23 protein-coding genes and 2 riboswitches are annotated in these 26399 nt (G+C 59.5%); of the genes, 14 read left to right on the top strand and 9 right to left on the bottom strand.

The features are described 5' to 3' along the window. Window positions 1–4: 4 nt before the first annotated feature. The 3 genes from CLH62_RS14040 to CLH62_RS14050 form a co-directional block, all read right to left on the bottom strand. Complete coding sequence (locus CLH62_RS14040; RefSeq protein WP_099618750.1) at window positions 5–790, bottom strand: ABC transporter ATP-binding protein; 786 nt, start codon at window positions 788–790, stop codon at window positions 5–7. Further along, window positions 790–1605, bottom strand: coding sequence for an ABC transporter permease (locus CLH62_RS14045; protein WP_099618751.1), 816 nt, complete (start codon window positions 1603–1605; stop codon window positions 790–792). Before CLH62_RS14045 ends, CLH62_RS14040 begins: the two co-directional genes overlap by 1 nt. A gap of 66 nt (window positions 1606–1671) precedes the next feature. Then, a riboswitch (guanidine-I (ykkC/yxkD leader) is annotated at window positions 1672–1779 on the bottom strand. A 193-nt stretch (window positions 1780–1972) separates the two neighbouring features. Further along, a complete protein-coding gene (locus CLH62_RS14050) occupies window positions 1973–3004 on the bottom strand; it encodes an alpha/beta fold hydrolase (protein ID WP_099618752.1) in 1032 nt (343 codons plus the stop codon). A gap of 160 nt (window positions 3005–3164) precedes the next feature. Between CLH62_RS14050 and glnT the strand changes: the two genes are divergently transcribed. Together glnT and CLH62_RS14060 are read left to right on the top strand one after the other, a co-directional pair. Next, on the top strand, window positions 3165–4523 hold the full coding sequence (gene glnT, locus CLH62_RS14055; RefSeq protein WP_099618753.1) for a type III glutamate--ammonia ligase: 1359 nt from the start codon (window positions 3165–3167) through the stop codon (window positions 4521–4523). Window positions 4524–4613: 90 nt separating this feature from the next. Beyond that, complete coding sequence (locus CLH62_RS14060) at window positions 4614–5513, top strand: bifunctional transcriptional activator/DNA repair enzyme AdaA (protein WP_099618754.1); 900 nt, start codon at window positions 4614–4616, stop codon at window positions 5511–5513. On the opposite strand, the gene CLH62_RS14065 is transcribed toward CLH62_RS14060, so the two are convergent. The 5 genes from CLH62_RS14065 to CLH62_RS14085 form a co-directional block, all read right to left on the bottom strand. Next, a complete protein-coding gene (locus CLH62_RS14065; RefSeq protein ID WP_099618755.1) occupies window positions 5496–6107 on the bottom strand; it encodes a TetR family transcriptional regulator in 612 nt (203 codons plus the stop codon). The two genes, CLH62_RS14060 and CLH62_RS14065, sit on opposite strands and share 18 nt — an antisense overlap. A gap of 223 nt (window positions 6108–6330) precedes the next feature. Further along, a complete protein-coding gene (locus CLH62_RS14070) occupies window positions 6331–7398 on the bottom strand; it encodes a putative urea ABC transporter substrate-binding protein (protein WP_099618756.1) in 1068 nt (355 codons plus the stop codon). 91 nt (window positions 7399–7489) lie between these two features. Further along, complete coding sequence (gene uca / locus CLH62_RS14075) at window positions 7490–11125, bottom strand: urea carboxylase (protein ID WP_099618757.1); 3636 nt, start codon at window positions 11123–11125, stop codon at window positions 7490–7492. Next, complete coding sequence (locus CLH62_RS14080; protein ID WP_099618758.1) at window positions 11116–11754, bottom strand: urea amidolyase associated protein UAAP2; 639 nt, start codon at window positions 11752–11754, stop codon at window positions 11116–11118. The genes uca and CLH62_RS14080 overlap by 10 nt, the downstream gene beginning before the upstream one ends. A 12-nt stretch (window positions 11755–11766) precedes the next feature. Further along, window positions 11767–12492 carry an urea amidolyase associated protein UAAP1 gene (locus CLH62_RS14085; RefSeq protein ID WP_099618759.1) on the bottom strand — a complete coding sequence of 242 codons (726 nt, stop codon included), beginning with the start codon at window positions 12490–12492 and terminating at the stop codon, window positions 11767–11769. A gap of 58 nt (window positions 12493–12550) precedes the next feature. After that, window positions 12551–12657: riboswitch (guanidine-I (ykkC/yxkD leader) on the bottom strand. 376 nt (window positions 12658–13033) lie between these two features. Here CLH62_RS14085 and exaC point away from each other — a divergent pair. The 12 genes from exaC (at window position 13034) to CLH62_RS14145 (ending at window position 25283) form a co-directional block, all read left to right on the top strand. Continuing rightward, window positions 13034–14554, top strand: coding sequence for an acetaldehyde dehydrogenase ExaC (gene exaC / locus CLH62_RS14090; RefSeq protein ID WP_099618760.1), 1521 nt, complete (start codon window positions 13034–13036; stop codon window positions 14552–14554). Window positions 14555–14835: 281 nt separating this feature from the next. Then, complete coding sequence (gene pqqA, locus CLH62_RS14095; RefSeq protein ID WP_007153157.1) at window positions 14836–14907, top strand: pyrroloquinoline quinone precursor peptide PqqA; 72 nt, start codon at window positions 14836–14838, stop codon at window positions 14905–14907. 55 nt (window positions 14908–14962) lie between these two features. Continuing rightward, window positions 14963–15892: a pyrroloquinoline quinone biosynthesis protein PqqB gene (gene pqqB, locus CLH62_RS14100; RefSeq protein WP_099618761.1), complete on the top strand. Its 930-nt coding sequence runs from the start codon at window positions 14963–14965 to the stop codon at window positions 15890–15892. Further along, window positions 15889–16644, top strand: coding sequence for a pyrroloquinoline-quinone synthase PqqC (gene pqqC, locus CLH62_RS14105; RefSeq protein WP_099618762.1), 756 nt, complete (start codon window positions 15889–15891; stop codon window positions 16642–16644). Before pqqB ends, pqqC begins: the two co-directional genes overlap by 4 nt. Next, window positions 16644–16919, top strand: coding sequence for a pyrroloquinoline quinone biosynthesis peptide chaperone PqqD (gene pqqD, locus CLH62_RS14110; protein ID WP_099618763.1), 276 nt, complete (start codon window positions 16644–16646; stop codon window positions 16917–16919). The genes pqqC and pqqD overlap by 1 nt, the downstream gene beginning before the upstream one ends. Further along, window positions 16916–18070 carry a pyrroloquinoline quinone biosynthesis protein PqqE gene (pqqE, locus tag CLH62_RS14115; protein ID WP_099618764.1) on the top strand — a complete coding sequence of 385 codons (1155 nt, stop codon included), beginning with the start codon at window positions 16916–16918 and terminating at the stop codon, window positions 18068–18070. Before pqqD ends, pqqE begins: the two co-directional genes overlap by 4 nt. Window positions 18071–18122: 52 nt before the next feature. After that, window positions 18123–19961: a S9 family peptidase gene (locus CLH62_RS14120; RefSeq protein ID WP_228152847.1), complete on the top strand. Its 1839-nt coding sequence runs from the start codon at window positions 18123–18125 to the stop codon at window positions 19959–19961. 44 nt (window positions 19962–20005) lie between these two features. After that, a complete protein-coding gene (gene ercA, locus CLH62_RS14125; RefSeq protein ID WP_099618765.1) occupies window positions 20006–21169 on the top strand; it encodes an alcohol dehydrogenase-like regulatory protein ErcA in 1164 nt (387 codons plus the stop codon). Further along, entirely contained in the window at window positions 21153–22913 is a 1761-nt protein-coding gene (locus CLH62_RS14130) for a PAS domain-containing hybrid sensor histidine kinase/response regulator (RefSeq protein WP_099618766.1), read from the top strand. The genes ercA and CLH62_RS14130 overlap by 17 nt, the downstream gene beginning before the upstream one ends. A gap of 130 nt (window positions 22914–23043) precedes the next feature. Continuing rightward, the gene (locus CLH62_RS14135) at window positions 23044–23328 is read left to right on the top strand and encodes a hypothetical protein (RefSeq protein WP_099618767.1); all 285 of its coding nucleotides are present in this window, start codon (window positions 23044–23046) and stop codon (window positions 23326–23328) included. A 55-nt stretch (window positions 23329–23383) separates the two neighbouring features. Continuing rightward, window positions 23384–24760, top strand: a complete 1377-nt coding sequence (locus tag CLH62_RS14140; RefSeq protein WP_099618768.1) for a class II fumarate hydratase — start codon at window positions 23384–23386, stop codon at window positions 24758–24760. Window positions 24761–24800: 40 nt separating this feature from the next. After that, window positions 24801–25283, top strand: coding sequence for a CDP-archaeol synthase (locus CLH62_RS14145; RefSeq protein ID WP_099618769.1), 483 nt, complete (start codon window positions 24801–24803; stop codon window positions 25281–25283). A gap of 5 nt (window positions 25284–25288) precedes the next feature. On the opposite strand, the gene CLH62_RS14150 is transcribed toward CLH62_RS14145, so the two are convergent. Beyond that, a complete protein-coding gene (locus tag CLH62_RS14150) occupies window positions 25289–26263 on the bottom strand; it encodes a metallophosphoesterase (protein ID WP_099618770.1) in 975 nt (324 codons plus the stop codon). Between the last annotated feature and the right edge of the window lie 136 nt (window positions 26264–26399).

The raw sequence follows: 26399 nt of genomic DNA on the forward strand, positions 1-26399 counted from the left end.
ACGCTCAGGCGGCCTGATGCCGCGCGGTTTCACTCACGGATTCATTGATGTCATCGAACAGTTTTCGGTCGGTCTGCCCGATCGGAAGATCATAGGTAATGGTGGCACCAAACGCCTGGGGGTCGTGGGGGTCGTTGCGAACCTTGTCGAACACCAGCAGGCGGGTCCCCAGATAAAAACCTTCCTGAAGATCGTGGGTGACCATGAAAATGGTGGTGCCGGTTTCCTGCCACAACCTCAGCAGCAGGTCGTGCATGTCGCCGCGAATGCCGGGGTCCAGTGCACCGAAAGGCTCATCCAGCAACAGCACCCGAGGGCGCATGATCAGGGACTGGGCAATGGCCAGCCGCTGCTGCATGCCGCCAGAGAGTTGGTGGGGCCATTTGTTCGCCGAGGGAGTCAGGCCTACCGATTCCAGCATGGCATCCACTTTCTCCAGTGCTTCCCTGCGGGCAGTGCCAAAAAGCTTGCCCAGCCAGGGCTTCTGTTCCAGCTCCAGACCCAACAGCACATTCTGGCGAACGGTCAGGTGCGGGAACACCGAGTAGCGCTGGAACACAATACCCCGGTTGCGGTCCGGCTCACCCGGAAAGGCTTCCCCCTCCAGCAGCAGCTCGCCGCGGGTTGATGTTTCCTGGCCCAGCAGCATTTTCAGGAAGGTGGACTTGCCACAGCCGGAAGCGCCCACCAGGGTACAGAATTCCCCCTGTTTCACGCTCAGATTCAGGTTTTCCAGCACCACCTGATCGCCATATTGCTTCCAGAGATTCTTGACGGTAATAAAGCTCATCAGTGGCCTCCTGCGTTGTACCACGGGAACAGCCTGCGATTGGTCAAACGCAGACACTGATCAATAACAATGGCGAGAACAGTGATCCAGATGACATAGGGCAGGATCACATCCATGGCCAGATAGCGGCGCACCAGGAAGATGCGATAACCCAGACCCTCGGTGGACGCAATCGCCTCTGCCGCGATCAGGAACAGCCAGGCCGGGCCAAGACTGAGACGCACGGCATCTATCAGGCGGGGCAATACCTGGGGCAGGGCCATGCGGGTGATCACCTGCCAGGAGTTGGCGCCCAGAGTCTGGATCTTGATCAACTGTTCGCCCGGAAGCTCCCGGACCCGCTGGGCCACATCCCGCATCATGATCGGCGCCGTACCAATGACGATCAGCATGACCTTGGAGAGCTCTCCCAGGCCGAACACGATAAACAGGATGGGTAGTATTGCCAGGGGCGGAACCATGGAAAGGGCCGAGACCAGAGGCGCGAGGTTGGATCGCACCAGGGGCAGAACCCCGTTGAGAAGACCCACCACCAATGCCAGCAAAGCGGCAATGCCAATGCCAAGCCCCAGTCGTTCAAGGCTGGCGGTGGTGTCCTGCCACATCAGGTAATCGCCGCTGCGGCGGTCCGGTTCGAAGGCTATCCGGTCAATCGCAGCCGTCATCTGTTCCAGGCCGGGCAGCAGTTTGTCGTTAGGGTTTTCCGCCAGGCGCTCCTGGGAGGCCAGGCTGTAGACCAGCATAATCAGCAGAAAGGGCAGCAGGCCCAGCAGGGTGGCCGAGACCCGCCCGGGATGGCGGTTGATCAGTCGCATAGGTTGTCTCCTCTGGTCACACAACACGGCAAGGTGATCGCGGGCAACAACATCCCTTGCGATTCGGTCTCCCGGGCTTTTATCCCGCCGTGTAACCTCCCAGAGGTCGGTAACTCTCGGACCAGCCATCCGGGGTTGTTGCCTGCCCGGACCGGAACCCTAGTCACCCATTGTGTCCGTTGTGTTCGCCGCTCGGTTTGCGGTGTTGCTGTGAACGGATCGGGGTTATCAAAACCGTCTGTTCCTGCATTGCAGATGGTGTGCCAGCTTCGTAAAACCGGCCTGATCGGTGCGAGGCGGCGGATTTTGGGTGGCATCGGATCAGATGTTTGCACCGCAACGGTGCGCTGCCCTGGGCGATGCACTGTCATGGCCCTCTCTGATCCAGAAGTGAGTCAGCTGCCGCAAGGATCTGACGATGGCTCGGTGCGTCGCGCCCGGCACCACCGGCGATGTGCCCCCATTCAGAATTCAGGTCTTCAAGCGCGGCGCCCGGCATCCGCCCGGCATCCCCGGCAGCATCTTCTCTGGTGAAGTATAGATCCGTGGTGCTGGGCATGACCCGCGTGGGCATGGTGATTGCGGCGAGGGCTGAGTTGTAGTCGCCCTGAAAAGCCGGGTTGTCACTGATATCCCCCCGTTGCCAGGTGTTCAGCACGGTCAGCAGGTTGTTGGCGTCCTGGGCCAGATGGTCCTGCTCCCAGAATTGCAGCAGGGCCTCAACGGAATCGAACCCCAGCTCCCGCCAGCGCGCCCGGCGGAAGAAGGCCTGGGAATAGGCCCAGCCAGCGTACACCCGGCCAAAGGCACGAAGCCCGCGCTCCGGCGGACTCGGGTAGTGGCCGTCCCGAAAGTTCTGATCACAGGTCAGGGCGGCTTTGACGCCCTCCAGAAATACCTGGTTGTGAGGGTAACAGCGTGCAGTGCAGCAGGTCGCCAGCACCGCTCGCACCTGATCCGAAAACAGACAACCCCACTGCAGGGCCTGCATACCGCCCATGGACCAGCCCATCACCAGGGCAATGCTGGCGCCACCAAATACCTCGTCCACCAGTCGTTTCTGCAGCATCACATTGTCGTAAAGGCTCACGGCGGGAAAATTCGGGCCAGCCTGTTCCCCAGGGGTGTTTGACGGCGATGAGGATTCCCCGGCGCCAAGCAGGGACGGGATCACGATGCAGTACTGATCGGGATCAAGAGGGCTGTGGCGGCCCACCCAGGGATGGTTACCGGCCGCTGCACCACCGTAGTACGTGGGCAGCAGGATCAGGTTGTCTTTTGGTGCATTCAGTTGCCCGATCTGGTGGTAGTGAAGGCGCGCTGAGCGCAGGGTGTCTCCGCTGGAAAGGGCGAGATCTCCTGCAACATAATTCTCTTTAACCCATTGGAATTCTGTCATTTTGTCCTCTCCTTCAGGCCATGGTTTGGCCCATGGGACCAGGTCTTTGTTTCCTTTTACATACACACTGGCATGTAAGTTGAATGACTGAAGCTTAGAAAGAAACGTGCCAGAACATAAACCGACTGCCCGCTTACCCGGGCTGCAGAGAGGAAACACCATGACTGACCTGACCACTACCCAGGCCCTCAAGAAGAAGCTCGCGGATGCGGGCGTTAAATACGCCATTGCCAGTTACGTGGATATCCATGGCATCACCAAGGGCAAGTTTGTGCCCGTGGCCCACCTTGGCCAGATGATGGAGGGTTCTGAGCTTTATACTGGGGCGGCCCTTGATGGTGTGCCCCAGGATATTTCCGATGACGAAGTGGCTGCCATGCCAGACGCCGACGGCCTGGCCATCTGCCCCTGGAACCGCCAGGTGGCCTGGTTTCCCGGTAACCTTTACCTTAATGGCAAGCCGTTTGAGGCTTGCTCCCGTAACATTTTCCGTCGTCAGCTGAGTGCCGCGGCCGACATGGGCTACCGCTTCAATCTGGGCATCGAAACCGAATTCTTCCTGTTCCGGGACACCGAGGATGGCGGCTTTGCCCCGCTGAGTGACCGCGATACCCTCGGCAAGCCCTGCTATGACCCCCGTACCCTTATGGACAACCTGCCGATCATGGACGAACTGGTGGATGCCATGAACGAACTGGGCTGGGATGTGTATTCCTTCGACCATGAGGATGCCAATGGCCAGTTCGAAACCGACTTCAAATACGCCGATGGCCTGACCATGGCGGACCGCCTGGTGTTCTTCCGCATGATGGCCAACGAAATTGCCCGCAAACACGGCACCTTCGCCAGCTTCATGCCCAAGCCCTTCGCCGATCGCACCGGCAGCGGCGCCCACTACAATATGTCCCTGGCCGACCTGAAAACCGGCGAGAACCTGTTCGAGCCCAGGGGTGACGACCTGCACCAGTGCGGTATCAGCAAGATCGCCTACCACTTCATCGCCGGCGTGCTGAAACACGGCGCCGCCATCAGTGCCGTGATCGCCCCAACCGTAAACAGCTACAAGCGCCTGGTGCGCCAGGGCAGCATGTCCGGTTCCACCTGGGCGCCTGTATTCATGTGCTACGGCTCCAACAACCGCACCAACATGATCCGCATACCCGGCATGGGCGGCCGTATTGAATGCCGTGCAGCGGATATCGCTTGCAACCCCTACCTAGGCAGCGCCCTGATCCTGGCCGCTGGCCTGGAAGGCATCCGCGAAGGCCTCGACGCCGGCGCGCCCCATCACGAGAACATGTACAACTACAGCGACGCCGAAATCGCCGAGCAGGGCATCGAATACCTGCCCCGAAATCTGGGTGAAGCCGTGGAGGCCTTCGAGGCAGACCCGCTGGCAAAAGAAGTCTTCGGCGAAGCCATGTTCACCAGCTTCGTGGAGTACAAGAAAGGGGAGTGGGAGAGTTACCAGAACCACGTATCGTCCTGGGAGGTCGACCGCTACCTGAAAATGTTCTGAGCCGGGGAACAGCAAGAAACGGATGGCAGCACCCGGTGGATCACGGCATAGTGTGGGCGAGTGGATAGACGGATGAACAGGACCCGAGCCATGCCGAGATCACATTACCGCCCGCTGCCAACAGCTGCCACGGAACCCGAAGCGGTCTCCCCGGTTTCAGACCGGATGGTGGCCGTTGCCCGCTATATCGAAGCCCGGCCGGATGAGTCCCTTCGGCTGGCGGATCTCGCCGCTGTCGCCGGCCTCTCGGCTTCCCGTCTGCAACGGGCGTTCAAGGCAACCTTTGGGGTATCCCCGAAGGCCTATCAGGACGCATTACGCTTGAAACATTTCAAGCAAGCCTTGAGAACGGGTCAAACCGTCACCGATGCCATCTACGATGCCGGTTTTGGCTCCTCAAGCCGGGTATACGGAAAGCCGGAACGACAGGTTGGTATGGCTCCAACCCGTTATCAAAAAGGCGGAGAAGGCGAGAGCATTGCCTATGCCTGCCGGGAAACCGCCCTTGGCCTGTTGATGATGGCCGCCACCGAAAACGGCGTGTGTTTCGCGGAATTCGGTGATGATGAAGAGTCATTGTGCGAGCAGCTGAAAAAGGAATTCCCGAAAGCACGGCTCTTCGCGTCCAAGGCCAGTGAATCCCCGGAACTGGACGCCTGGATGACCGCGCTCGATGATCACCTCCGCCATAACAAACCCCGCCCGAACGTGCCGCTGGACATCCGTGGAACCACTTTCCAGACCCGGGTCTGGAAACTGTTGCTGAGCGTCAGGGAAGGAGAGGTGCTGAGCTACTCAGAGCTGGCCCGCCGCCTTGGCGAACCCAAAGCTGTGAGAGCTGTAGCCTCCGCCTGCGGCCGAAACCGCATCGCGGTATTGATACCCTGCCACCGGGTGCTAAGAAGCGACGGTTCGCTCGGTGGCTATCGCTGGGGCCTGGACCGAAAACAGCGATTACTCGCCAGGGAAGGTTCAGTCCCGTCCCAGTAGAACCCAGAACTGCCGCCGGAAAAACGCTGTTTCCTGTTTCAACGAAAACAGTTTCGGTGAAAACAGCCAGGTCTGGGTAATGCCCATCAGGTAGGTGTAACTCAGCAAACCAAGATCCTCTGGATCTTCCTTCGTACTGATCAGCTCACGTTCCACAGCCTGGCCGACCAGATCCCGGAACAACCCGATAATAGACTTCGTCAGCGCCCGCTCCCGTTTGAGCGTCCGGCTCATGCCGTCGGTCAGTTCGGTTTTGTTCAATAGAATCTCAAAAGACTGCCGGTATTTCCTGTCATTGGCCAGCAAACCCAGCCATCGTTCAATGAAATGATCCATGGCCTCAACCGGTGTTTCACGCATCGACGCGCATTCGGCGACCAGAGCCACCAGCGGTTCCTGGGAGTAGGCCAATACCGCTTCGTACAAGTCATCCTTGTTTTCAAAGTGCCAGTAAATCGGCCCGCGACTGCAACCAGCTTCTTTGGCAATTCGACTCAGGGTCGTAAGAGAGTAACCGTCACGGCTGAAGAGCTTTAGCGCAGCCTCTAATACCGTCTGGCGGGTTCTCTCAGCATCTTCCTTGGTGCGACGCATAAATGGTTTTTCTCGACGGCTAACTGTGCAGTTGGCAGGTTGGTGTGGGGAGGCCTTGCCAAAACTGTGCGGAGCCATGGATGGCGGAGCCCAAGCGCCCCATGGATGGGCCGAAGGAGCGTGTTTTGGCAAGGCCTCCCCACACCAACCCACCCCCAAAGCCACTAAAAAAAGGCACGAACATCGTGCCCTTCGGTAGCCAATCAGGCAAGCAAAGATAGAATCAGAGCTCGCCGTCGACAGCCATCACCATGTAGTCATCATTAAACCGCAGTTTCACGTTGGCCTCATCACCCATGATGGAGCCATCCGGAAACTCGATGCCAACGAAATCCGGGCTCATGGCACCCTGGCCAAGCAGACCCTTGTCGAAGGAGAACTGGCGAACGCTGTCCATGGCTTCCCGGGCTTCCTCGCTATTAATGAAGTCCACCGACATCTGCGGCTCCCAGAACATCTTCATACCCGCAAGCTGGGCCTCATACCCGGACTGATCCGTACCGGACAGTTCGCCAAGGAAGGCCCGGGCTTCCTGACCTTCCTCGGAATCGGATGCCAGGATGCTCATGGTTTCATACCAGGCGCCGACCAATGCTTTGCCCAGCTTCGGATTGTCGGCGAGGGTCTCGGTGTTCACCAGAGTAAGGTCCTTGATATGGCCCGGAATCTGACTGGAATCAAACAACTTGGTGGCGCCTGGATAGGTTTCCACTTCGGCCAGCAACGGGTTCCAGGTCGCCACGTGACGAACGCCGTCGGTCTGGAATGCAGCGACCAGATCGGCATCTGAAATGTTCACCACATCCAGATCCCGCTCGGACAAGCCAACGCTTTCCAGAGCCCGTGCCAGCAGGTAATGAGAAACTGACAGCTCCACCAGGTGTACGGTTCCGCCTTCCAGTCCTGCGATGGTATCGGCGTCCTTAGACACCAGGCCGTCGTTGCCGTTGGAGTAGTCACCCACGATCAGGGCGGTGGTATCAATGCCTGACGCAGCGGGAATGGAGAGACCGTCCATGCTGGTGGCCACCACGCCATCAAACTGGCCGGCGGTGAACTGGTTGATGGATTCGATGTAGTCGTTCACCTGCACGATATCCACCTCGATATCGTACTTCTGCGCCCACTTCTTCATGATTCCGTAGTCCTCGGCATACTGCCAGGGCACCCAGCCGGCGTAGATGGTCCAGGCGATGCTGAAGGAATCCTTTTCCTCGGCGAGGGCGCCCATGGACAGGGAGGCGGTCAGCAGGCCGGCCGCCAGACGTTTGTTCAGGTCAGATGTTTTCATGGTGTCTCTCCTCGGGCCATGCCCGTGTTGGTCGATCTGGTTTTTTAAAGTTGGGATTTGACGTCGGTTTTGATATCAGGATTGTTGGCATTCATTGGCTGATCTCTTCCACGATCACCACCGGGGTGCCCGGTGAAACCGCCTGGCCTGCTTCCCGGCGCACGTCAACGACACGACCGGCGACCGGGCTCAGCAATTCAATTTCCATCTTCATGGACTCGATCACCGCTACCGGCCGCTGGGCTTCGATGGTGTCGCCGGGTTTGACCAGGCATTCCCACAGGTTGCCGGCCACATGGCTTTCCACCGCGTGCTGGCCCGCCGGCAGGTTGGCGATGTCGTCCTCGCCGGTGTCTTCGATGGGCGCTTCGGAACTGAAGTTGATCTGCCCGGATTCGATCCAGCGCTGCAGTTCCTCATCGAAGGCCTGTTTGCGCTTGTTGGTGAAGGTCTGGATCCCGTCGGTGTTGTCGGCAAGAAACTGTTCGTAGTCCTTCAGATTGAAGCGGGTTTCCTCAACGCGGATCGGGTAATCGCCGTTGGGAAAGTCCCGGCGGATCTGTTGCAGTTCTTCGGCGCTGACCTCGTAGAAGCGCACCTGATCGAAGAACCTCAGCAGCCAGGGCTTGCCTTCCTCGAAGAAGTCGGTGGTGCGGTAGCGATTCCACATCTGCAGGGTACGGCCGACAAACTGGTAACCCCCGGGGCCTTCCATGCCGTAGATGCACAGGTAGGCGCCGCCAATGCCCACGGAGTTTTCCGCGGTCCAGGTGCGGGCCGGGTTGTATTTGGTGGTCACCAGTCGATGACGAGGGTCCAGCGGTGTGGCTACCGGAGCGCCCAGATACACGTCGCCCAGGCCCATCACCAGATAGCTCGCCTCGAAGAGTGTCTTTTTCACCTCGTCGATGCTGTCCAGCCCGTTGATGCGGCGGATGAATTCCAGGTTGCTCGGGCACCAGGGGGCGTCCTTGCGCACCGACTGCATGTATTTGGCGATGGCGGTCTGGCAGGCTTCGTCGTCCCAGGACAGGGGCAGGTGCACAATGCGCGCCGGTACGTCCCATTCCGGCTGTTTTTCCAGTTCCTTCTCGGCACTGATCAGCAGGTCCAGCAGGGTGCGCTGGTTCAGTGTCTGGCTGTCGTAATGCACCTGCAGGGAGCGGATGCCCGGTGTGAGTTCCAGAATGGCATCGTGGTTCTGTTCCCGCAGCCACAGCATCAGGGCGTGGGCCCGGAAACGCAGGCGGATATCCAGTTCCATGGGGCCGTATTCCACCAGCACGTAGTTGTCGCCGGCGGCCCGATAGACCACGCCGGTTTCGTGCTCGGTATTGCTGAGCGAGTCCAGAATCGGGGTTTCCGGTTTGATGGGCGTGATGTGCGCGGTGGCAGCCGTCAGCGTGGCCACGGATTCGTCCAGCGCTTCCCTCAGGGCAACCGCCTGATCCTGGCTGACCGGCACGAACTGCACCTTGTCGCCGGCCTTGAGCTGGCCCAGTTTCCAGAGATCGGCGCTGATGACGGTCACCGGGCAGACAAAACCGCCCAGGCTGGGGCCATCAGGGCCGAGGATCACCGGCATGTCCCCGGTGAAATCCACCGTGCCAACCGCATAGGCGTTGTCGTGGATGTTGGAGGGGTGCATGCCGGCTTCACCGCCGTCGCTTCGGGCCCATTCCGGTTTCGGGCCGATCAGGCGGACGCCGGTACGGCTGGAATTGTAGTGGATTTCCCATTCGCTGCTAAAGAAGGTGTCGATGTCCTGGCCGGTGAAATAGTCCGGCGCCCCGTGGGGACCGTAGGTCACGTGTAGTTTCCAGGATTTGCCGATGGTCGGTTTCAGTTCGTTGGGCAGGGTGGTGGCGGTAACCGGTCGGGTATCGTTCAACCCCAGTACATCTCCCGCCAGGAGGGCGCGGCCGCAGTGGCCGCCAAACTGGCCAAGGGTAAAGGTGCTGCAGGAGGTCAGGTATTCGGGGCACTCCAGACCGCCACGGAACAGCACATAGGCCCGGGCACCATCGCCAGTGGTGGCGCCGAGTTTCAGGGTGGCGCCGGCGGGTACGTCAATCACCTGCCAGAAATCTACAAGCTCATCGTTCAGGGTGGCGTCCAGCGCTGCGCCGGTGAGCACCACCTGGGTGGCCCGGTTAAAGCTGAGCACCGGCCCCTTGAGGGTGATTTCCAGGCCCGGCGCTTTTTCCGGGTTGCCCAGCAGCCGATTCCCGAGCCGGAACGAGTAGCTGTCGAAAGGGCCGGAGGGTGGCACACCGATTTCCCAGTAGCCGATCCGTCCGGGGTAATCCTGGATGGTGGTCATGGTGCCGCCACTGAGCACGTCCACGGTGGCTGGCTGGTAGTCAAATTCATTGAGGGTGCGGGTGAACAGGCGGCCTTCCACAAATCGTGAATCGTCCAGCACCTGGCGCACGTACTTGAGGTTGGTCTCGATGCCGTAGAGCAGGCTGTCGTCAAGGGCCTGCATCAGCCGCTGACGGGCCGTCTCCCGGTCCTGCTGGTGGACAATGACCTTGGCGAGCATGGGGTCATACAGGGGCGACACTTCCGTGCCCGGCTGTATCCAGGTGTCGATGCGAAGGCCGTCGTCGTCCGGCCATTCCACATTGGTGAGCAGGCCGGCCCCGGGCTGGAAATCCTTGTTGGGATCTTCGGCATAGATCCGCGCCTGAATGGCATGGCCGGAAGCGGTCAGGCTACCACTCAACTCTGCCAGGTCGGGCAGGGTTCCCATCCCCAGCTCCACCATCCAGCGCACCAGGTCCACGCCGTAAACCTGTTCGGTCACCCCATGCTCCACCTGTAAGCGGGTGTTCACTTCCAGGAAATAGAACTCGGTGGTATCCGGGTCGTAGATGAACTCCACCGTTCCGGCGCTGCGGTAGGCGATGCTTTCACCCAGCTGCCGGGCGGTGGTGTGCATGCGGGAGCGGACGTCGTCGGTCAGGCCCGGCGCCGGCGCTTCCTCGATTACTTTCTGGTTGCGGCGCTGGGCGGAGCAGTCCCGTTCGCCGAGGGCCGCAACCCTGCCTTTGCCATCGCCGAACAGCTGCACTTCGATATGGCGGGCATGCTCCACGAATTTTTCCAGGAATACGCCGCTGTTACTGAAGTTGTTCTGGCTCAGGCGCTGCACCGACTCGAAAGTTTTGCCCAGATCCTCGGCGCTGTAACAGCGGGACATGCCAATGCCACCACCACCGGCGGTGCTTTTCAGCATCACCGGGTAGCCGATGGTTTCGGCCGCCCTCAGAGCTTCTTCCAGGTCAGTCAGCAGGCCAGTGCCGGGTAACAATGGCACACCGGCGTCCTCGGCAAGGGCCCGGGCCGTGTGCTTGAGACCGAACTGCTCCATCTGTTCCGGCGTGGGACCAAGAAACACCACACCTTCGGCATCGCAGCGGCGGGCAAAATCCGCATTCTCGCTGAGAAAGCCGTAGCCCGGATGGATGGCGCCGGCGCCACTCCTGCGAACAACGTCAAACAGCTTGTCCTGGTCCAGGTAAGTGTCTGCCGCCGAGCCTGCGCCCAGCGACCAGGACTCGTCGGCCTGTCGCACGTGCAACGAGTCCGCGTCTGCTTCGGCATAGACCGCCACGGAAGTGATGCCCATCTCGCGTAGGGTGCGAATGACCCGGCAGGCGATGGCCCCGCGATTGGCAATCAGGACTTTGTCGGGGTTATTGAGGGTGCCGTTCAGCTCCATACCAGCACCTCGATCGGTGTGGGGTTCCAGCCGTTGCACGGGTTGTTCAGTTGCGGGCAGTTGGAAATCATCACCAGCACATCCATCTTCGCTTCCAGCTCCACGTACTTGCCGGCATCGGAAATGCCATCGGCAAAGGTCAGACCACCGTCGGCGGTGACCGGCACGTTCATGAAGAAGTTGATATTGTGGGTGATGTCCCGCTTGGTCATGCCCAGTTCTTCATGCTCGGTCACCGCCACCAGCCAGCTGTCGCGGCAGGAGTGCATGCATTTTTTCTCGAGGGCATAACGGGTGGTGTTGCTCTCCGCCGCACAGGCGCCGCCCAGGGTATCGTGGCGACCGCAGGTGTCGGCGGTGATCTCCAGCATCACGTTGTTCTCCGAGGACATCAGCTTCGAGCCGGCGGTCAGGTATACATTGCCCTGGTCGCGGATGGTGTCCACGGCGCTGTAGCGTTCGGTGGGATTGTGGGCGTTGTAGAACAGGGTGTCAGCAGCCTGGTTACCTTCGAGGTCCAGAATGCGAACGGTCTCGCCGGCCTTGACCACTTTCAGGAAATACTCGCCTGCCGGTACGGTTTCGCGGAAGGCGGCGTTTTCGGGTTTCAATGCGCTTTGCTTGATCATGTCCGGCCTCCGTTACTGGAACAGGTGGTACAGGGCGTTGTTGGCGAAGGCCCGGGCGGCCTCCGGAGACGAGAGCCTGCAAGGGTCGGCATCGGTCACGGCGGGTGCCTTGAACAACTGGTAACGCACGGGATGGCTGGGGTACTCGCTGGCCGGATTCATTGGGTGCGGGCAGGTGTGCAGTACCACGATGGTGTCCATTTCAAAACGCAGGTCCACCGTTGCACCGGCATGTGAGTGACCGCTGACAAACGCCATGTTGCCGTTGTCGTCGGTCTGCACCTTGCTGAACCAGTTCAGGTTGGCGGTCAGGTCTTTCTTGCCCAGGCCGTACTTGGCCAGTTCATTCAGAAAGCTGGTGAAGCCGTTGCGGTGGTAGTGGTTGTGGACTTCCTGATAGGTCTTTTTGCCCCAGCGCTGTTCGACCAGCTCGGCATTGCAGGTGCCGCTGACAGTGTCGTGCCAGCCCAGGTCGTCGCGAACAATGGAAGCGAATACCCGGCCCATATCCGAAAGCAACACATGGCCCCTGGTCAGCTTAAAGGTGTGCTGGTTCTTCAGGGTGTCCGGCATGTTGTACCGTTCGAGGAGGTTCTCGGGGTTGTACATCAGCATACCGACGCTGGCACCGCCGGTTTCGTCAATCAGGCGCAGCACATGGCCACGGCGCATGTTTAAAGACCAGTGGGATCCGCCGGGAATCAGATCGTCGTAGAGGGGAGCTGCTGTGGATGACATGGCCTTTTCCTCCTGGCTAGGGCGTATAAAGAAACGAGAGGCGTCAGTAACTGAGCGATCCTCCCGGGCTTTTGTCCCGCCGTGTAACCTTGGAAAAGGTCGTCAACTCTCGGACCAGTCGTCTGCTTTATTCGATTGCAGACCGGAACCCTAGTTGACTATTGGTCAGATTGTGGCGCTTTGATTGTGGTTTCAGTAACCTACTCCTCGCTGCGTAACAGGGTTACTGCAGAGTCCATGCCAATTGATAACCAACTGTTTCTGTTGAACTTTAATTTTCTGGGCGGAAGGCGAATGCTTCCTGGTGGGGCGAATGCACTAAATCTGTGCGTCGACGAGGGTGGTTGCGGTGCAATATTTATTCGCAGGGGTTTATGGGAGCAAAGGCAGTGCTGGCAAGGGTCTTATGCCATCTACTACCAAGGGATGAGTTTTTCACCTCCATCGAATCATTCAACTATCCCGCGCTGGGGTCTACATTGAGTGGGTAAACGCGAAAGGCCGCGTTGCCCTGCGACAAACACAACAAGAGGTCGAAACCATGATCTACGCACAACCAGGAAAGGATGGCTCCGTCGTTTCTTTCAAACCCCGTTACGAGAACTTTATCGGTGGCGAGTGGGTTGCCCCGGTGAAGGGTCAGTATTTCGAGAACATTACACCGGTAACCGGCGACGTTATCTGTGAGATTCCCCGCTCTGGCGCTGAAGACATCGATCTTGCCCTGGACGCGGCACACAAGGCTGCACCGGCCTGGGGCAAGACCTCTACCACAGAGCGCTCCAATATTCTGCTGAAAATTGCCGACCGCATTGAACAGAACATCGAGATGCTGGCGGTCGCCGAAACCTGGGACAACGGCAAGGCCGTGCGTGAAACCATCAACGCCGACCTGCCCCTGGCGGTGGACCACTTCCGTTATTTCGCCGGCTGTATCCGCGCCCAGGAAGACACCTCCAGTGCCATCGACAACAACACCGTGGCCTATCATTATCACGAGCCACTGGGTGTTGTCGGCCAGATTATTCCCTGGAACTTCCCGCTGCTGATGGCGGTGTGGAAGCTGGCGCCTTGTCTGGCAGCGGGTAACTGCACAGTGATGAAGCCGGCCGAGCAGACCCCGGCCAGCATCCTGGTCCTGATGGAACTGATCGGCGACCTGCTGCCACCGGGCGTGATTAACATCGTCAACGGTTACGGCATAGAGGCTGGTCAGGCCCTGGCCACCAGCAAGCGCATTGCCAAAATTGCCTTCACTGGCTCCACGCCGGTGGGCTCGCACATCCTCAAGTGTGCCGCCGAGAACATCATCCCTTCCACCGTCGAGCTGGGCGGCAAGTCCCCCAACATCTACTTCTCCGACGTGATGCAGGCTGAGCCGGAATTCATCGACAAGTGTGTGGAAGGCCTGGTACTGGCTTTCTTCAACCAGGGTGAAGTGTGCACCTGTCCGTCCCGGGCTCTGATTCAGGAAGACATGTACGACGAATTCATGGCCAAAGTTGTCGAGCGCACCAAAGCTATCAAACGTGGCAACCCGCTGGATACTGACGTGCAGGTGGGTGCCCAGGCCAGCAAGGAGCAGTTCGACAAGATCATGTCGTATCTGGAAATCGGCAAGCAGGAAGGTGCGGAAGTGCTGACCGGTGGAGGCCGTGAGGAGATGGAAGGGCAGTACAACAACGGCTTCTACGTCCAGCCCACGCTGCTGAAAGGCAGGAACGACATGCGTGTGTTCCAGGAAGAAATCTTCGGCCCGGTGGTGGGTGTGACTACCTTCAAGGACGAGGAAGAAGCCCTGGCCATCGCCAATGACACCGAGTTTGGTTTGGGTGCCGGCCTCTGGACCCGCGACATCAACCGTGCCTACCGCATGGGCCGCGCCATCCAGGCAGGCCGTGTATGGACCAACTGTTACCACCAGTATCCGGCCCACGCAGCCTTTGGTGGTTACAAGAAGTCCGGCGTTGGCCGCGAAAACCACAAGATGGCGCTGGACCACTACCAGCAGACCAAGAACCTGCTGGTCAGCTACGACATCAACCCGCTGGGTTTCTTCTGATTCTTTGAGCGGTAAGCGGGCCTATCCACACGGGCCCGCCTGTGAGTCGGCACATCGGATGTGCACCTTGATCTCTTTTGGCCCTTCCCAGGGCCTTTTTTCGTTTTCGGCAATGGCTAGGTCCGACCCTGCAGTTGCTACAACTTGCGGAGGCCCAAAAACAGTTCCAAAGTACCATATTGACCTCCTATCCCGGTCGACTAGGATGATAAGTGGGTTATCGGCAATGTCGTTGATTCACCCGCAGTGCGCTAACAACTACGACAACAGAGGTAAGCATTATGTGGACCAAACCAGCTTATGAAGATCTGCGCATCGGTTTCGAAGTCACCATGTACTTCGCCAACCGCTGAGTGCTAAGACGGCCAGCCTGAGTTGCTGGCCGTTTTACTTTCGGAGTTTTCAATCATGTTTATCCACGTTCTGGGCTCCGCCGCTGGCGGTGGATTTCCCCAGTGGAATTGCAACTGCGCCAACTGCGACGGCTTCCGTAAGGGAGCCCTGAACGCCCGCGCCCGCACCCAGTCTTCCATCGCCGTCAGTGAAGATGGCGAACACTGGATCCTGTTTAATGCCTCCCCGGACATTCGTGCACAGCTGGCCGCCTTTGACGCCATGCAGCCGGCTAGAGCGCGCCGGGATACCGGCATTGACGCCATTCTCCTGATGGATAGCCAGGTGGATCACACCACCGGGCTGTTATCGCTTCGTGAGGGGCTGCCCATGGACGTCTGGTGTACCGAGCAGGTGCATGAGGACCTCAGTGGCGGCTTCCCCCTGTTTACCATGCTCAAACACTGGAATGGTGGCCTGAACTGGCGCCGGGTTGAGGCGTCTGAACAGTTGTCGTTTACCATTCCCTGTGCGCCGTCCATCCGGCTTACCGCTATTCCTTTGCTCAGCAATGCGCCCCCCTATTCACCGCGCAGGGATAATCCGCACCCGGGCGACAACATCGGCATCTTTATGCACGACACCCGCACCGGTCGGAAAGCTCTCTATGCGCCAGGGTTGGGTGAGCCGGATCAGCGTATCCTGGACTGGATGAAGAAAGCCGATGTGCTGCTGGTCGACGGCACCGTCTGGCACGACGATGAAATGATCCGCCAGGAAGTGGGCACCAAGACCGGCCAGGCCATGGGACATCTGGCCCAAAGCGGCCCCGGTGGCATGATTGAGGTGCTCGACACCATGCCGGCGAAGCGCAAGATTCTTATCCATATCAACAATACCAACCCGATCCTGAACGAGGACTCGCCGGAGCGCGCGGAACTGACGCGCCACGGGATTGAGGTGTCCTGGGATGGAATGCATATTGACCTGTCGGGGCAACCATGAACGCCAAAGCCAACACCGCCATGAACCGCACGGATTTTGAGCAGGCCCTCCGCGGCAAAGGGCAGTACTACCACATCCACCACCCGTACCATAAAGCCATGTACGGCGGGCAATGCACGCCAGAACAGATCCGCGGCTGGGTGGCCAACCGGTACTACTACCAGATCAGGATTCCCCAGAAGGATGCCGCCATCATGGCCAACTGCCCGGACGCCAGCGTGCGCCGGCTCTGGCTGCAGCGGATTCTGGACCACGACGGCCATGACGGCGATGTGGGTGGCATCGAAGCCTGGCTGTCCCTGGCCGAAGCGGTGGGGCTTGCCCGTGAAGAAGTGATTGACCAGCGCCATGTGCTGCCCGGAGTCCGGTTTGCAGTCGATGCTTACCTGAACTTCGCCCGCCGTGCGACCTGGCAGGAAGCGGCCTGCTCCTCCCTGACTGAACTGTTCGCGCCTGAGATTCATCAGTCCCGGCTGGACAGCTGGCCGGCTCACTACCCGTGGATTGAAGCGAGCGGCTACCGCTATTTCCGCAAACGTCTGTCGGAGGCCAGACGGGATGTCGAACATGGCCTGACTATTACCCTGGATCACTTCACATCCGAAGCCCAGCAGACCCGGGCCCTTGAGATCCTGCAGTTCAAACTGGACATCCTGTGGACCATGCTGGATGCCATGACCATGGCTTACAGCCACCACACGCCGCCGTACCATACGGTAACTGACCAGCAGGTCTGGCACCGGGGGCTGTAATGGAGACTGCCATGCATCAGGTTCCGCGTTTTCGTCGTGGTTTCCGCTTCCAGTGGGAGCCGGCCCAGGAAAGTTACGTTCTGCTGTATCCGGAAGGCATGGTGAAGCTGAACGGCAGCGCGGGAGCCATTCTCAATGAAGTGGACGGCCAACGCAGTGTGGCCGATATCATTGCGAACCTGGAGCAGCAGTTTCCGGACGCCGGGTCCCTTGAGGACGATGTGAGCGGTTTCCTCCTGGATGCCTGCCAGCAACACTGGATTGAACTGTCATGACCCGCCCCGAGGCATCCGCACCAGTGAACCCCCACAAGGCGGGACCGCCCCTCTGGCTGCTGGCGGAGCTGACCTATCGCTGCCCGCTGCAATGCCCCTACTGCTCTAATCCCCTGGACTTTGCCCAGACCGAACGGGAACTGACCACCGAGGAGTGGGTGAGCGTGCTACGGCAGGGCAGAGCCATGGGCGCCGCTCAGCTGGGTTTTTCCGGCGGCGAACCCCTGGTGCGCCAGGACCTGCCGGAGCTGATTGCTGAAGCACGGCAGCTGGGCTACTACACCAACCTCATTACCTCCGGACTTGGGTTGACCGAGGCCAAAGTGGACGCCTTTGCCGAGGCGGGTCTGGACCATATCCAGGTCAGTTTCCAGGCCTCGGATCCGGAACTGAACAACGCCGTGGCCGGTTCCCGCAAGGCCTTTGACCAGAAGCTGGCCATGGCCCGGGCGGTCAAGGAAGCCGGCTACCCGATGGTGCTCAATTTCGTGATCCATCGCCACAATATTCACCAGATGAACGACATCATGGCCCTGTGTGAGCGGCTGGGGGCGGACTATGTTGAGCTGGCCACCTGCCAGTATTACGGCTGGGCATTTGAAAACCGGGAAGGGCTGATGCCTTCCAAAGCGCAGCTGGTACAGGCGGAACAGGAGGTGAATCAATACCGTGAACGTCTGGCCGACTCCGGCTCGGCCATGAAGCTGATCTTTGTTACTCCGGATTACTATGAGGAACGGCCGAAAGCCTGCATGAACGGCTGGGGCAATCTGTTTCTGACGGTCGCTCCGGATGGAGCGGCGTTGCCGTGCCACAGCGCCCGGTTACTGCCCATCGACTTTCCCAACGTCCGAGACATGGATTTGCAAAGTATCTGGTACGACAGCCCCGGCTTCAATCACTACCGGGGTGACAGCTGGATGCCAGAGCCCTGCCGCTCCTGCGATGAGAAGGAAAAAGACTTTGGCGGCTGCCGCTGTCAGGCCTATTTATTGACCGGTAATGCCGATAACGCAGATCCAGTATGCAGCAAATCGTCGTACCATGATCGAATCCTGGCAGCGAGGAAGGCTGCTGATCACGCCACGGCCGGCCTTACTGGACTTACGTATCGAAATGCGAACAACTCCCGGCTGTTTTTCCGGGGCTGAAGGCTCCCTGACTGAACCTTCCCTGGCAAGGTCTGGGCCTGGCAATCCTCTGTTGAGCGCGTACGAGGCCTGTGCGGCGCACATCCAACGGGGCGACCTGGTGGTTTCTGATGCTGGTGTATTCTGGTTGCAGACCGATCCTGCCGAGGGCTGCAATACGCTCTGGTACCTTTCTGATCAGGGACCCGTTCGGCTGGGGCCCGAGGGTCTGGGCATTCGCAGTCGGGTAAACGGCTATGGCGGTGGCGCGTTGGCGGCCACTGGCAATGGTGTTTTCGTGGTCGGGGATGATCAGCAGATCCGGTTTATTGGCCTGAGCGATAGAACATGCACCCGGCTAACTGACGACCCCGAAGCTGCCTTTGGCGGGCTGGTCGCCGATACAGTCCGGCAACGGGTGCTGGCGGTTCGTGAGTTTGATGGCCAGCAGCAACTGGTGGCAGTCTCCCTGGACGATGAACTTCGTGTGCTCCACTCCGGCCAGGATTTTTACAGCGCACCGGCAGTGTCAGCGGACGGCGGCGATGTGGCCTGGACAAGCTGGCAACTGCCGGATATGCCCTGGGTTCGCAGCCAGCTCTGGACAGCGAACTTCGCCGAAGATGGAAGCTTCGACCAATGCAGCACTTGGCCAACACCTAAAGAAGCCTCCACCCAACAGCCGGTGTTTGACGGTAACCGATTGTGGGTGTTGTCTGATATCGGAGGCTGGTGGCAGCCCTGGCATCTTGATACCACGGTTGATGAGGGGCAGTGGCATGCCTGCCAGTCACCGGATCTGGACCATGCCAATGCACCCTGGCAACTGGGGGAGTCCCACCACTGCCCGTTGGGGGATGGTGCCTGGGCCAGAGTGCATTACCGCAACGGAACCGGAGAGCTGTGGCTGGCGCCATCACCGGGCGATGAGGGCACGCGTATTGCCCGGAACTTCAGTGATTTCCGTTACCTCAGGACATCCGGCGGTTATTTCTATTGTATCGCCCGCTCCGCAACCCGTCTTGATGCCGTCCTTGAAATCGATCCGCAAACCGGACAGGCGCGGGTGGTTGCGGGGGGCGAAGAGCCGATGCCAGACCTCCGTGTCTCGCTGCCGCTGGATATCGAAGTGCCGGCTCTCAGCCACGGCGAACAGCCAATCCATGGATTCTACTACACGCCGAAGCAGGCCTCTTCGGAAATGCCACCGCTGATTCTGGTGGCTCACGGTGGGCCAACGTCTGCCGCCTATCCGGTGTTCAATCCCCAGGTACAGTACTGGTGTCAGCGGGGTTTTGCCGTTGCGGAAGTGAACTACCGCGGCAGCAGCGGATTCGGCCGGGACTTCCGGCTGGCCCTTGAGGGGCGCTGGGGTGTGGCAGATGTCGAGGATATGGGGCGGGCCGCGGATCATCTGGCTTCGGTCGGCCTGGTGGACGGCCACCGGGTGTTTATTCAGGGGCGGAGCTCCGGAGGTTACACGGCGCTGATGGCCATGATCCGGAGCCGAAAATTCGCTGCCGGCGCCAGCATATTCGGGGTGACTGATCCGCTAAGATTGCGGGCCATGACCCACCGATTCGAGTCCGGGTATCTGGACTGGCTGCTGGGGTCGCCAGATACCCATCCAGAACGCTGGCATGAACGCACACCGCTCTATCATGCCGACCGCATTGCCGGGCCCATGATCTTTTTCCAGGGCGGGCAGGACCAGGTGGTGGTGCCGGAACAGACCCGGGCAATGATTCACGCCATGAAGGCGGCAGGGAGAGCGCCGGAGCTGCATTGGTTTGAGCAGGAGGGGCACGGTTTCCGGCATCAGGCCAACCAGGCGGGCATGCTTGAATGGATGTTCAGCTTTTATCGAAAGCATAGCCGAAAGGCCAATGAACAGGCGGAGAACTTGAGTTAAACTCTCGGCTATTCTTATAACAACAAGCGGTCGAGTAGAGTCTGATGAGTCACGATATCTCCACCCTGCGAAAGTTTGTCTCACCGGAAATTGTCTTTGGCGCTGGCTCCCGGAAGTCGGTTGCCAATTTTGCCAGTAACTTTGGTGCCCGGCATGTCTTTCTGGTGTCTGATCCGGGAGTTGCCGCCGCGGGTTGGGTCAACGAGATCGTGACGCTTCTGACCGATGCGGGCATCCGCTCCACGGTCTTTACCGGTGTATCCCCAAATCCCAAAGTTGATGAGGTGATGACCGGCGCCGAGCTTTACAAATCCAGCGAGTGCGATGTCATTGTCGCCATCGGTGGCGGCAGCCCCATGGATTGCGCCAAGGGCATTGGTATCGTTGCGACCCACGGCCGCAACATTCTGGAATTTGAGGGTGTGGACACCATCACCAACCCGTCACCACCCCTGATCCTGATCCCGACCACGGCCGGCACCTCGGCGGACGTTTCCCAGTTCGCGATCATTTCCGACCCGAACCGCCGTTTCAAGTTTTCCATCATCAGCAAGGCTGTGGTGCCGGATGTCTCCCTGATTGATCCGGAAGTCACGGAAACCATGGATGCCTACCTGACTGCCTGTACCGGTGTAGACGCCCTGGTTCATGCCATTGAGGCGTTTGTCTCCACAGGCAGCGGCCCGTTGACCGACACCCATGCCCTGGAAGCCATCCGGCTGATCAACCGTAACCTGGAACCCCTGGTGGAGAACATCGCTGATCCCTACCTCAGGGAACAGATCATGCTGGCCTCCATGCAGGCCGGGCTGGCGTTCTCCAATGCCATTCTGGGGGCGGTGCACGCTATGTCCCACAGCCTCGGCGGGTTTCTGGATTTGCCCCACGGGCTGTGTAACGCGCTGTTGCTGGAGCATGTGGTGGCCTACAACTTCCAGTCTGCGGAAGACCGTTTCCGCCGGGTGGCCGAGGCCATGGATATCGATACCCGGGGAATGAGCAAACCGGAGATCAAGAAGCGGCTGATGCAGCGAATCGTTGAGCTGAAACGCAAAGTGGGGCTGGAAGCACGGCTGGCCCAGCTGGGAGTCAGCGTTTCCGATATTCCACATCTGTCCGGCTTTGCCCTGCAGGACCCTTGTATTCTCACCAATCCCCGAAAATCATCGCTCCGGGACGTTCAGGTTGTCTATGAAGAAGCGCTCTGACGTTCCGGACGATGGGCCCGACAGTGGCTATGGAATTGGCGATCTTCTTGGCCTCGGCAGCCAGTCGGTCCGTAAGAACTATTACCCGGCCTTACAGGAGCGGATTGAGGAGCTGGAGCAGGAGCGCAACCGCTACAAGTGGCTGTTCGAGAACGCGCTGCATGGCATCTTCCAGGCCAACCTTCGAGGTGGCTTCCTGGCCTGCAATCCGGCGATGGCCCGAATCTGCGGGTACGAGAGCGCCGAGGCTCTGACCCAGCGGGTTATCCGGTTGCGGGAACAGCTGTTCTGCAGCGCCAGCGAGTTCGATGCCATCCGCCAGGAACTGCTGAATGAGGGTAGCCTGAGCGCCCGGGAAACCCGCTTCCAGCGGGCGGATCACAAGCCGGTCCATGTGGCTGTCACCCTGTTGCGAAGGCCGGATCTTGGGCCGGAAGTGGTGGAAGCTTTTGTGGCAGACATCACCGAGCGGGTGCTGGCCCGGCAAAAACTGGAACAGCTGAATGCGACTCTTGAGCGTCGGGTGGAAGAACGCACCGAGGCGCTTCAGAACGCCAATGTTGGCTTGCGCTATCAGATTGAGGAGCGGGAGAAGGTCGAACGGGAACTTGTGGTTGCCATGGAGGCCGCCAAGGAAGCCAACCGTGGCAAGGATAAATACCTGGCAGCGGCCAGCCATGACCTGCTGCAACCACTGAACGCCGCCCGGTTGATGGTTTCTGCGCTCCAGGAGAGCAAGTTGCCTGAGCAGGAAACCCGTATGGTGCATCAGGTGCACCGGGCGCTGGAGGGCGCGGAGGACCTGCTGGCAGACTTGCTGGACATCTCGAAACTCGACCAGCAGGCCATGAAACCGGATCTTGGGTATACCGATGTGGCCGCCCTGGCCCAGTCGCTGGCAGAAGAGTTTGAGGCGGTCGCCGCCAATGAAGGGCTGGCCTTCCGGATTCGGACCATTCCGGTCGTGGTCAAAACCGACCAGCGCATGCTTACGCGCATTCTCCGAAACCTGCTCAGCAATGCCTTCCGTTATACCCGGAAGGGTGGTGTTGTGATGGCCTTGAGAGCAAGGGGTGACCAGTTGCGGATCGAGGTCTGGGATACCGGGGTGGGTATAGAGGAAGACAAACTCAGGGAGATCTTCACGGAATTTCACCAGTTACTGCCCCAGGGTACCGGCGGTCGCCAGGGCGTGGGCCTGGGGCTCGCCATTGTTGAGCGCATGGTCCGGATTCTGGGTTATGATATTGATGTGTCTTCCAGGCCCGGGCGCGGTTCCCGGTTTGTACTGACTCTGCCGATGGAGCCGTCGCAAGCCCTGCACGAACTACCTCGTGCGGGTACTCGTCAGGGATTCTCCGATGGCTTCGACGGAATCTCCATTCTGGTCATCGACAATGAGCCGGCAGTCCTTGAGAGTATGCGGATACTGCTGGAACGCTGGGGTTGCGAGGTGCTGATCGCCGGCAGCAAGGTTCAGGCACTGGAAGTACTGGAGCACACTGGCCAGATACCAGCCATCATGCTCGCCGATTACCATCTGAATAACGAGCTGACCGGCTATGACGCCATTCACGGGGTGCGCCGGTACCTTGGCCTGGACATTCCCGCCGCCATCATCACCGCGGATCGCAGTGACGACACCCGAAAACTGCTGCGCGCCCAGTATCTGCCGATCCTGAACAAACCGGTCAAGCCAAACCGGCTCAGAGCCCTGATGACCAGCCTGCTTGCCTCTGGCTGAGAATCTACCGTGCGTGGCCAGGACAAAGCAGGGCATTGCCGCACAAAGCAAGGCATTAGCACACAAAGAAAGATTCGCCGGACTACACTTAACTAAACCTACCTGAGGCAAATCTGAAGGGAGATTAGCCATGAGTGCTCCGGAAAACAGCCTTACCAACCACGAAGTCACCATATGCCTGGCCGGCGGTGCCGTTCTGGGCCCGTTCAACGCCACCTGGAGCAGGGATTCCGGGGGCGACGTGCGGGAGCTGGTGCGTGAATACGATGGTTTCCTTCAGGGTGAAAAGCAGCGCCGTTACAAGTTTCACCTGCATGATACCTACACCAATACCGTTCATACCCTGATTCTGAATTTTGATCAGGTGACAGGCATTTGCGACCATGTCCGGCTGAGATCCCAGGGCGGCGGCTGAGAGACACAGCGAGAGTCGCTACGTAAACGCTGGCAAGCCCAACGTAGGAGGGAGCATGAGCGAATACAGAACGGAAACGGACAGTCTTGGAGACGTCCAGGTTCCCAAAAATGCACTCTGGGGCGCGCAAACCCAGCGTGCGGTCGAGAATTTCCCGGTCAGTGGCCAGCCGATGCCCCATGGGTTCATTGCCGCAGTGGCCCAGATCAAGAGGGCGGCAGCGGAGGCGAACACCAGTCTCGGGCTTCTGGACAACGACCTGCGGGACGCAATCGCAGCGGCTTGCCAGAATCTGGTGGACGGCGAATACGCGGACCAGTTTCCGGTCGACCGGTACCAGACCGGTTCGGGCACCAGCACCAACATGAATGTGAATGAGGTCATTGCCAGCATCGCCCGCAACGCAGGTGAGGAGGTGCATCCGAATGATCATGTCAACATGAGCCAGAGCTCCAATGATGTGATACCAACCGCCATTCACGTCAGCGCCGTTATCGCGGTACATGAAAAACTTCTACCGGCACTCTCGCACCTGCGCGGCGTGATCTATGAGCAGGAGGCGGCTTTCTCGAGCCAGGTAAAAACCGGCCGTACACACCTGATGGACGCCATGCCGGTTACCCTGGGCCAGGAACTGAAAACCTGGCGGGAACAGCTTCTGGCCGTGGAAAAACGCGTGGAAGCGGCAGCAGACGAACTGTTGGCGGTGCCCCAGGGCGGCACTGCGGTGGGGACCGGGATCAACGCGTTACCGGAGTTTGCCGGCCAGTTCATCAAGTTCCTGCGCTCCAATACCGGCTATTCCTTCACCTCAATGGAGCACAAGTTTACCGGCCAGAGTGCGGTGGATGGTCCGGTGGCGCTTTCTGCACAGCTGCGAGGTGTGGCGATTGTACTTACCAAAATCGCCAACGATCTGCGCTGGATGAACAGCGGGCCTATTCATGGCCTGGCCGAAATCAGCCTTCCGGCCCTGCAGCCGGGCAGCAGTATTATGCCGGGCAAGGTAAACCCGGTTATCCCGGAATCGGTGGCCATGGTCGGTGCCCAGGTAATGGGCCTGGACAGTGCGGTGGCCATTGCCGGCCAGTCCGGAAACTTCCAGCTCAACGTGATGCTGCCCCTGGTGGCCGGCAACCTGTTGGACATGACGGATCTGCTCTCCAACGCGTCGATTATGCTGGCGGACAAGGCGATCCGGGATTTCACCGTCAACGCTGACAACCTGAATGCCGGGGTAGGCCGGAATCCGGTGTTGGTAACCGCGCTGAATCCGGAAATCGGTTACAGCCTGGCAGCGGATATTGCGAAGGAGGCATACCGCACCGGGCGCCCGGTGATCGACGTTGCCGAGGAGCGCAGCGGTCTGAGCCGCGACAGGCTTGAAGCACTCATGGATCCGCTGAAGCTGACCCGGGGCGGAATCGCCTGACCGTTTGTATTGCCGGTTGTTTTAAAGGGAGCCCACGCGCTTGCTGATATCCCTGGAGCTGTTTGTCATGCTGGTGCTTGCCAATGGCGCGCCGGTAGTTGCTGCTGGTCTGCTCAACGGACTTTGGTCAGCGCCGGTCGATGGTGGCCGCTCGTGGAAAGACGGACGCCCCATTCTCGGTAAAAGCAAGACCTGGCGGGGTGTAGTGTCCGGGGCATTGGCCTGCGGGCTGTTTTCACTGGTCACCGGGCTGGGATTCATTTTCGGGGTGGTGTTCGGCGTTATCGGGCTCGTTGGCGACATGCTGAGCAGCTTCATCAAGCGCCGGCTGGGCCTGGCTTCGAGCGCCAGGGCGGTCGGCCTGGATCAGATCCCTGAAGCGCTATTGCCCATGTTGCTGGCAATGTGGTGGTTGCCTGTCAGTGGCTGGGTGGTCATTGGTGTGGTGGTGCTCTTTACCCTGTCAAACATCGTCGCTTCACCGTTGCTCTATCGCCTCGGCATCCGCCGGCACCCTCATTAACCCTATTAATCCGGCCCTCGCGTCAGGGTATGGATGGTGACCTCCGGAGGGCAGTTCAACCGGATGTTCACCACCGAGGTGCCTGAACCGGGTGAGGTGTAACCCTGCATGCCATTCATTCGCCAGTAGCCGCGCCCGAGACTGCGCGGGCAATCAGAATCCAGGGTAATGGGAATGCCGCCGGGCAGGCAGATCTGGCCGCCATGGGTGTGGCCGCACAGAAAAACGTCATAACCGGCATGGGCGGCTTCCCGCCATATCTCCGGAGTGTGACTGAGCAGAATGCTGGTTCCCCCGGCCGGGATGTTATCGCCAGCCCGGTGCAGGTTGTGCACCTTGAAGAAGTGGGCGTCATCCACGCCCGCCAGGAATAAGCTTTGCCCTTCCCGTTCAAGGGCGGCCATTTCGTTCATCAGCAGCTGATAGCCCATGTCCTCCAGCGCTGGCACCATGCGGACACTGTCGTGGTTGCCGAGCACGGCGTAAGCTTTGCCCCTGATGCCATCACGCAATCGGGCCATGCCGTCGAGGGCGTCGTCAATGGGTCCCCAGGTGAGTTTGCGATAGTCCCCCGTCAGCACACACAGATCGTAGTCCAGGGACTCGATCTCGCGCAGAACTGCCTGCAGATTGGCTTCGTCCATGTCCACGTGCAGATCCGTCAGGTGCAGAATGCGGTAACCCTCAAAGGCGGCAGGCAGATTGTGCAGATGAAAGCGGTTGTGCACGGTGCTAAGGCGCCGGCTGTTGCTCTGGCCACGCCCCCACATTCCCACTGCTCTCAGGCAGGTACGGATAAAACCGGGCGCCGTGGCCCAGTTTTCCAGATGGAAGGAGCTGTGATCCTGCCCGAATACCTTCGCTTCAGCTTCCCGTTCGATGCCGAGTCTTTGGCGGGCGTGAACGGGGCCAAGTCTCAGGCTCAGGCGGTACTCCAGGAGTTCGTCCTGGCTTTCCGGTGTGCGAGCCCTTGCCGTCATTTTTCTTCCTTTGTATGCCGAGCCGGGCATGGCCGATGTGCAAAGTGGCAAACCCTGTCTGTCATTATGGATGGCCCTCGAAGGTATGCAACCAAAACGACATAATGTTCATGTTTGATGCCAGACGGAACACTGA

The sequence above is a fragment of the Marinobacter guineae genome (assembly GCF_002744735.1).
Lineage (GTDB): Bacteria > Pseudomonadota > Gammaproteobacteria > Pseudomonadales > Oleiphilaceae > Marinobacter > Marinobacter guineae.